Source organism: Bradyrhizobium sp. CCBAU 11386, assembly GCF_028128955.1.
GTDB lineage: Bacteria > Pseudomonadota > Alphaproteobacteria > Rhizobiales > Xanthobacteraceae > Bradyrhizobium.
Window position 1 is genome coordinate 1 of the sequence record NZ_LBKA01000021.1, and the last position, 7,742, is coordinate 7,742.

General features: G+C 59.4%; 4 protein-coding genes and 1 pseudogene. 2 read left to right on the plus strand and 3 right to left on the minus strand.

Annotated elements, in window-relative coordinates:
• Window positions 1-135: 135 nt before the first annotated feature.
• Window positions 136-408, minus strand: a complete 273-nt coding sequence (locus XI09_RS05585) for a polysaccharide biosynthesis/export family protein (protein WP_333939034.1) — start codon at window positions 406-408, stop codon at window positions 136-138.
• Between the two features lie 1,035 nt (window positions 409-1,443).
• On the opposite strand from XI09_RS05585, the gene XI09_RS05590 reads away from it, so the two are divergent.
• Complete coding sequence (locus tag XI09_RS05590) at window positions 1,444-1,788, plus strand: H-NS histone family protein (RefSeq protein ID WP_271565975.1); 345 nt, start codon at window positions 1,444-1,446, stop codon at window positions 1,786-1,788.
• A 69-nt stretch (window positions 1,789-1,857) separates the two neighbouring features.
• Here the strand turns inward: XI09_RS05590 and XI09_RS05595 are convergent, their stop codons facing one another.
• Window positions 1,858-2,082 carry a hypothetical protein gene (locus XI09_RS05595; protein ID WP_271565976.1) on the minus strand — a complete coding sequence of 75 codons (225 nt, stop codon included), beginning with the start codon at window positions 2,080-2,082 and terminating at the stop codon, window positions 1,858-1,860.
• A gap of 350 nt (window positions 2,083-2,432) precedes the next feature.
• A pseudogene (locus tag XI09_RS05600) lies at window positions 2,433-2,750 on the minus strand (hypothetical protein); the annotation flags it as partial.
• A gap of 597 nt (window positions 2,751-3,347) precedes the next feature.
• Between XI09_RS05600 and XI09_RS05605 the strand changes: the two are divergent.
• Window positions 3,348-7,742: DUF4347 domain-containing protein (locus XI09_RS05605; protein ID WP_271565977.1), on the plus strand; the 4,395-nt coding region annotated here is incomplete at its 3' end.

A 7,742-nucleotide genomic window follows, 5' to 3' on the forward strand; every position in this document is an offset into this window, starting at 1 on the left:
CCAAGGCGACGAGTTGGCGTGCCGTCATGGACGGACGATTAAGGATACTCGCCCGGCTTTGACACTTTGACACGCCTCCGTTTACTTAAATCGGCCCGTATTCTGCCACGGTCGTCGTGACCTCATCCGCGTCTATCACGATCGCGACCTCACGACCGTCAGGAGTCCTCTGGCGAAACACCTAGCTGACCAGTGCGGCCACGATTTTGGCTCGGATCTGCGACAAAAAGGGAGACCGACTACCGCAAGCGTTCCGACCAGTGGCAACGAAATATTCCCGTCAATTTGGACGGCATCACGATGCCTGAGCTCCGGCGCACCCGCCACCACAACCTCCAGCGTATCTCCAACGCTTACTCGATATTCGGCCCTCGCTTGAGTGACGGAAATTGTCAGGCCGACAGCCACCAAGCCCCATTTGATACAACGTTTCAGGTTACTGCCGACGACATCGATATGGAACGTGTCACCAGGTGAACTCCTTCAAATCTGCCCGCGGATACCAACACGTCAACATCGCTGCCCCCCAAATGACGGTCCGGACAGCAGATCCGCAAGGCTCGTTTTCTGTTCTCTCATTTGCGCTGGGTCGTTCAGCGCCTTGCTGATCATCAATTCGCGCATTCCGTCGCATCCGTTGGCATTCAAACGGATTGCTGCTCGAACTTTGGTCATGCACCGCCGCGGCTCAATGGACCATCGTAATTACCTACATCGTAGCTACCCATTTATTGCCTTTATCATCCACAGATTGGGAATGTATTGATTCAGCCGAAGTGACTGGGTGGCTGAGTGCTATGTATCGTGCGTCCTTTACCAATTTGCCGGCCTCTACCACGCTTCCGGCACGTTCGGACGATGGCTGCACGGCAGTCCCAGCAGGCGTCGGTAGGAACCGATTGGCTGCCCTGTTCGTATAGGCCGGCCGGAGAGACTCAAAATGAGGGGGCAAGAATTTTCTCAACCGCATGATTCGTCGCAAGCGTCCTGCCAGAGACCTAGCGAACGGAGCCTACAAAAGGTCCTTCTTCAGTAGTCGCATCGATAAACACGTGACCAGGAAAGACTGACCGGCACGCCATCGGGCCCGGCAAACTTACTGGCAATCACGGATGATCGTTAGTATTGAGTAGGTGGTCACATGTATTCTTCTGTTTTGTATCAAACGCATCAGGCTCTGATCATTCAACTCACCGAACTGCAAAATTTGCGTCGTCGCGTGTTGAAGGCCGAGCAGCGGATGCTCGGCAGAAGGAGGCGCGCTGGTGGTCGAGGAGCACTCGGGAAGGGACCGCTCAGCCGGAAGCGCGCACCGCGCCGGTAGAGACCCTCTGACTGCGCGCCGACAGGCTCCGCTGGGGCGGATCGTGCTTGCCCGATCCGGGTTCGACCTGATAATCCCCTCTTCCTGTTTCAAATCGGAAGTAGTTGGGGACGGCTTCCATGGAGAAGGACGACTGGGCATCCATGACGACAGCCGAGCTGTGGCAGATGTATGATGAGGTCACGGCGACCCTTAGTCGCAGAATGACGGCGGAAAAAGCCAAGCTTGAGGAGCGGCTTCGCAGGATAGAGGGGACTGCCGGTCCGGCCCGGAACGAGGAAGCTGTGCGCCGCCCCTATCCGCCGGTGCTCCCGAAGTACCGGAACCCGAAGAATCCCGCCGAAACCTGGTCGGGTCGCGGCAAGCAGCCCCGATGGCTGAAAGCGCAGCTTCGCGCCGGCAAAAAGCTGGACGATCTACTGATCAACCGATCATCCGCACAAAGGCGCCGCCGGACCGGCTGAAGCCGCGACCTTGATTTTGTGATCACGTTTGGCACCGCCAAAGACAGGGCTATCGCGCGGCCGCAACTTTTAGCGATCGCTATCCTCCCGCCCGTCGGGACTACCGTCACCGCCGCCGTTACCAAAGCCATTGTTGCCGTGCACAATTTGGCTGCCGGAGCGGGCTATCGCGGTCGAGGTCAGAGAGGTGGAAAGCAGCAGCGTCATAGCTGGAGGGGTGACGGCAGCGAATTTTCCACAGCTCTTCAAAAATTCGCGACGATCTTCGCTGTCGTCGGTATCGAAAAGGCGCATTCCCCCCGCCGACACCAACTACGATCGATTGAAGTCCGGATGTCCGTTCGCTTTCGGACTCTCGTTGAAATAATCCAATTTCGTGGCAGGCGTGAATTTCACGTCTTTCGAAGTTGCAACGCGCTTAGCCGCTGGCCACGGTGCTCATGCAATGTGCTCTTGAGAACGACGCGCTAATGCTCAGATCTGGTTGAGCTCGAAACCTTGATGTCAGCTCGCGGGCAGTCGAGCTTGCGTTTCTGTTCGTCCTCTTCATCCGCACAGTCCAGGCCTCCGGATGCGTTTGTGACTCCGGAGCCGCCGCCCGTCGCGAAAGGCCCTTTGCCAGATCCCGCTCCGCCGGATCCCCCTCCACCACCGGATGTCCCTCCGGCACCAGATGACCCACCAGGGCGACCGCCAGGTGCTCCACCGCCCCCAACGGACCCGCCACCGCCAGCGCCACCGGATGCTCCCGATGTTGCCGTGGACGGACGATCATTGTCGAAGAATGACCGGTCATCGTCATGCCTTGCCCCGCCCCGGCCGCCCGAGCGCGCAATAGCTGTTGAGGTCAGGGAGGTTGACAGAAGGAGGGTCATGGCCGGGGGCGTTACGGCCGCAAATCTTCCGCAGGTTTTCAAGAACGCCCGCCGGTCGTTATCTACGACGCGATTTCGGGTCAACATATGTCTTCCTCGATTGTCTTCTTCGATTTAATTCGAAGTTACTTTATTCCATATTAAATTGACTTTCACCACGACTTTTGTTTGTGAAGCGGGAGTTATTGAACATGCGGCCACCGGGCAGATTCTCGCCGGAACCGCCCTTTCCATAGCCGTTTTCCGAGGTTCCTGGACCCCAGGCCGCCAAGTCGAATATCGACTCGCGCTTTATTATTTAAATAAATCATCCTGCGGCTTATTTTTCGAGAGCCGCCGCGGCAGGAATGGAGGCATTGCATCATAATTGCTCGGTCACATCAACTTATTAATATATTTAATTCCAAAATTTAATGTGATATTTGTGACTCATAATCGATTCCGCGATTCTGAATTCGCGGCGCCGTCGCCGGCCTACACGGCACGGTGCCAATGGCCTGATTATTAGATGGTCTCGACTTGAAAATTGATAACCGCCATTTTGCATTAGCGGAGCGGACCATGCCCCGATGTAACATGCGCTCTCGACCCGAACCCGCCATAGCCAACGTTAAAGCCTCGGCCACGAAATTTCCGAGCGTCGACATTGCTGCCGGGTTCGGTCGAAGTCTCGGAGAGCCGGCCGTGGTGGCCCGCACGTTGAAACGCGCAATCGCGTTTATTGATCGCAATGTCGATGATCTCGGCACATTGCTCGCGAGCATTTCCCCCCAGGTCGAACCGATTTTGCTCTCTGATGATGAACCTGCGCCGCGACAGATGGTGCGCGCCGTCAATCGTAGGGCGGACCTCGACGCAATCCACGTCATTGCGCACGGACGGCCGGGTGAGGTGTCGTTCGGCGCCGGTGCGCTGTCGCTGGATTCGACGGAGGAACACGCTGCCGATCTCGCCGAAGTGGGGCGCAAGCTGCGCGGTGGCGCAATTTACCTGTGGACCTGCGAGACGGCGCGGGGCAGGCGCGGCGCAGCGTTCGTCAAAGCGCTGGCGCGCACTAGCGGCGCGCCAATTGCAGCTTCGACGCAGCGCGTCGGTGCAGCGGCGCGTGGCGGGCAGTGGCAACTCGACGCACGCCTAGGCCGGATCCGCGAGAGTGCGCCGCTGACAACGCTGGGTGTGGCATTGTATGCGGGGGTGATGGCTGCAAAAGCTTGGAAAAATCGCAGCACCGGTGACGACAGGAGTACAGCCAGCGACGGGATTACGAGTGAAGTTCCTGCCACGGGTGACGACGTTGTTATTGTGGGTAGCACGCCCCCTTCTGCGGTCACTGGTAACGCTACCCGCTCTTCACCAGCCCCCGACTCATTGACCCTCGGCACCACCGGGAGCAATGGAAACGTGACGCTCGCTCCCAGCGCTAACCAGACACTGGAGATCGGTGGCACAGACACCGGCTCGATGGCGGTCGTCACGAGCGACGGTCCGGCCCTGTCGATCAGCAGCACAATGTTCACAGACACTGGCTTGACGACGAGCATCACGAGCGGCGGCCAGACCAAAGACAACACGTTGGCGCTGACGGGCACGGTGAGTGATGACAATAGTGGTGACGGTGGGTTCAACTCAGTTCAGATCTACGACGGTGCGACCCTGCTGGGTACGGCGAACTTCACCGCGGAAAGCTTGACCAACTGGGGTTTTGTGACGCCTGCGCTTTCTGACGGCATCCACGGCTTGACGGCTAAGGCCACCGACAATGCGGGCAACACTACGACCACGTCTGCGGTGACAGTGATGATCGACGCGACGCCGCCGAGCGTCAAAGGCGTGAGTTCTCGGGTAAGCGGATCGGTCAAGACCGGCCAAGTCGTCAAGATTACGCTCAACATGAGCGAGAAAGTTTTCGTCTCCGGCACGCCGGGGCTGCTGCTGAACGACGGCGGCACAGCGACTTACGCGAGCGGCTCCGGCACGCAAGCCTTGACGTTCGAGTATATCGTTCCATCCGACCAGGGGACTTCGGATCTTCAGGTGATCGGAGACACTCTGCCGTCACCTACCGCGATCCAGGATTTACTCGGCAACGCGGCGGACCTTTCCGCCGCCAAGGCTGACCTCCACTTGAACGTGGGGGCGACGACAACCACTCCCGCCACCAGCCTGACCCTTACCGGAGTACAACAAATAGAGTTGTTTGGCCCATCATCGGTGAATGTGACGTTTGCCCCAGGTGCGACGGGAAGCCTGATTCTAGATGCGTCGTCGCAGTTCACAGGAACGATATCAGGCCTTAGTGCGGTTGCCCCATTTAACGCAATTGACTTGGCCGACATAACCTTTGGCTCGACTACGACGCTTGTTTATTTGGCCAGCAGCACCGATGCGGGCACGTTGACCGTGAGCGATGGCACGCACACAGCCAATGTCGCGCTGTCGGGCCAGTATGGGCCGACGTCCTTCACGATAGCGAGCGACGGTCACGGCGGCACCGCGGTGGTCGATCCCGTGAACAGCGTCTCGGGCTCTTGGAGTGGTGTATTTTCCTGGCCACTTATCGGTATCCAATCCTTGGTATTGCCTGACGGCAAAATTCTCACCTACGGGACGGACCAGGGCGGCCACCAGGGGGCTTACAAAATCTACGATGTGTGGGACCCGGTTACCAACACGCACAACACGTTACCGAACAAGACCTGGGTCGACGAGTTCTGCGCGGCGGCAGAGATCATCCCGACGACCAGTGAGGTACTTATCACGGGCGGCGATGCGCGCCCGCTGGGCTCAATAAATACGGGCATCGCGAACACCAACATTTTTGACTACAAAACGGACAGCCTGACCTCTAATCCATCGGGCCCGATGGCGTTCGCTCGTTGGTATCCCACACTCATCACTTTGGGCACGGGCCAGCTGCTCATTCTCGGCGGCGCCGATCTTAGCGGCACCGGCGTCGGCTACCCTGAGATCTTTACGCCGGGCGCGGGCTGGCGCACGTTGACCGGGGCTTACATCGCCGAAATGGCCACCGGTAACGGTTATTTTTACCCGCGCACCTGGCTAGCCTCCGACGGAAGAGTCATTAGCGTTGCCGGCGGTGGCACCACCATCTACGCGATCAATCCCACCGGAAATGGCCAAGTCAGCGTGATTGGACAGGCCCCGGTCAGTTTGAATTCCAATGAGCCGGCGATCATGTTCGCCCAGGATCGCTGCCTGATCCTTGGGGCTGACGGCTCGGTGTGGATCATGGATATCAGCGGCCCCACTCCGGTGTTCACGCGCACCGGAAGTCTTGCGCCAGACCGCATTTGGTCAAACCTGACGGTACTGCCGGACGGCCGGGTCATGGTTAGCGGCGGCAGCCAGGTCGATAACCAGCTCACCGGCGTCGAATACACTGTCGCGATCTGGGACCCCTCGACGGGTCTGTGGACCTCCACCGGGGCGAATGCGGCTGTGCCGCGTCTCTACCATTCCACGGCTATTTTGCTGCCGGACGCCACGGTTTTGTCGCTGGGTGGCGGCGGGCTGGACCCGGATGTGCCGTCGATGAACCACCTGAACGGTGAGATCTACACTCCCGGCTATCTGTTTGACGCGAGCGGCGCCGCTTCTGTCCGGCCGGTCATCCAGCAGGCGCCGCTTGATCTCAGCCCTGGCCAAACCTTCACCGTGCGGGTCGACAATCCGGCGAACATCCGAACGCTGGCGTTAATGCCATTCGGCTCTACCACACATGCCCTCAATACGACGGCGCGACGGATCGAACTCTCCTTTTCCGTGCAGGCCGACGGCAGCCTCAGCGTCACGCTGCCGGTCAACTCGAACGTCGTCCCGCCCGGGGATTGGATGCTGTTCGCAATCGGCAACAACGGCACGCCCTCCATCGCTTCGACCATCCATGTCAATCCGTATCTGTCAATCAGCAACACACTTGGCACGGACGCTGGTTTGACGACGACCATCACGAGCGGCGGCGCGACCAAGGACAACACGCTTGCGCTGTCGGGCACGTTGAGCGTTGCCAAAGGGTTCAGCTCGGTGCAGGTCTATGACGGCACCACCCTGCTGGGTCCGGCGACAATCAGCTCGGGCAACTGGAGTTACACAACGGCTGCGCTTGTCGACGGCAGCCACAGCTTTACCGCCAAGGCTACTGACAATGCGGGCAACACCACGACGACGTTTGCGGTGACGGCGACAGTGGACACGACGCCGCCGACCGAGACGATCAGCACGACGATCACCACGGATACGGGCGCGACCCCCACCATCACCAGCGGGGGAACGACGAAGGACAATACCCTGGGCCTGTCAGGCACGGCGAGCGATGCCAATGGGGTCAGTTCGGTGCAGATCTATGACGGCGCCACCCTGCTGGGCCCGGCGTTCTTCACCGGTAGTTACGCCGCCGGCTACGCCTTCAACGAGTCCACTGGCACCTCGACGGCCGATGCAACGGGCCACGGCATCACGGGCACGCTCGTGAACGGCGCGACCTTCACGACGGCAGGGAAGTACGGCAATGCGGTGGCGCTGGATGGTGTCAACGACTATGTGGATCTCGGCAATTCCACCACGACGCTGCAGTTGACGGGCAGCATGACGGTCAGCGCGTGGATCTATGCTACCGCGTTTCCTGGTGATGATGCGGCGGTGGTTTCCAGGCGCGATTCTTCGGGACACGGCTTCCAGCTCGATACCACGGTCGATACGGGGCGTCGCACGATCGGATTCAAGCTCACCAACAGTTCCGGCGGAGACATGATCCGCTACGGTGCAACGACGCTGCAACCCAACACCTGGTATTACATCACCGGCGTCTACGATGCGGCGACGCAAACCCTGCACGTCTATCTGAACGGTCGGCTCGACGACGGACAGCTGGTCGGCACGGTGACCGCAACACAGCAGTCATCTTCACTCGACGTAGAGATCGGCCAGCGTCCGGGGAATCCTGGAGTATTTCAGTTCAACGGCCGCATCGACGATGTCCGGATTGCCGATCACGCGATTACCCAATCACAGATTCAAACGGATATGGCGACGCCGCTTGTTGCCGGCGGCTGGAGTTAC

What these genes read in the sequence shown, in the direction of transcription:
- XI09_RS05590 (WP_271565975.1), top strand. Translation starts at nt 1,444, where the DNA reads ATGGAGAAGGACGACTGGGCATCCATGACGACAGCCGAGCTGTGGCAG.
- XI09_RS05595 (WP_271565976.1), bottom strand. Translation starts at nt 2,082, where the DNA reads ATGCGCCTTTTCGATACCGACGACAGCGAAGATCGTCGCGAATTTTTG.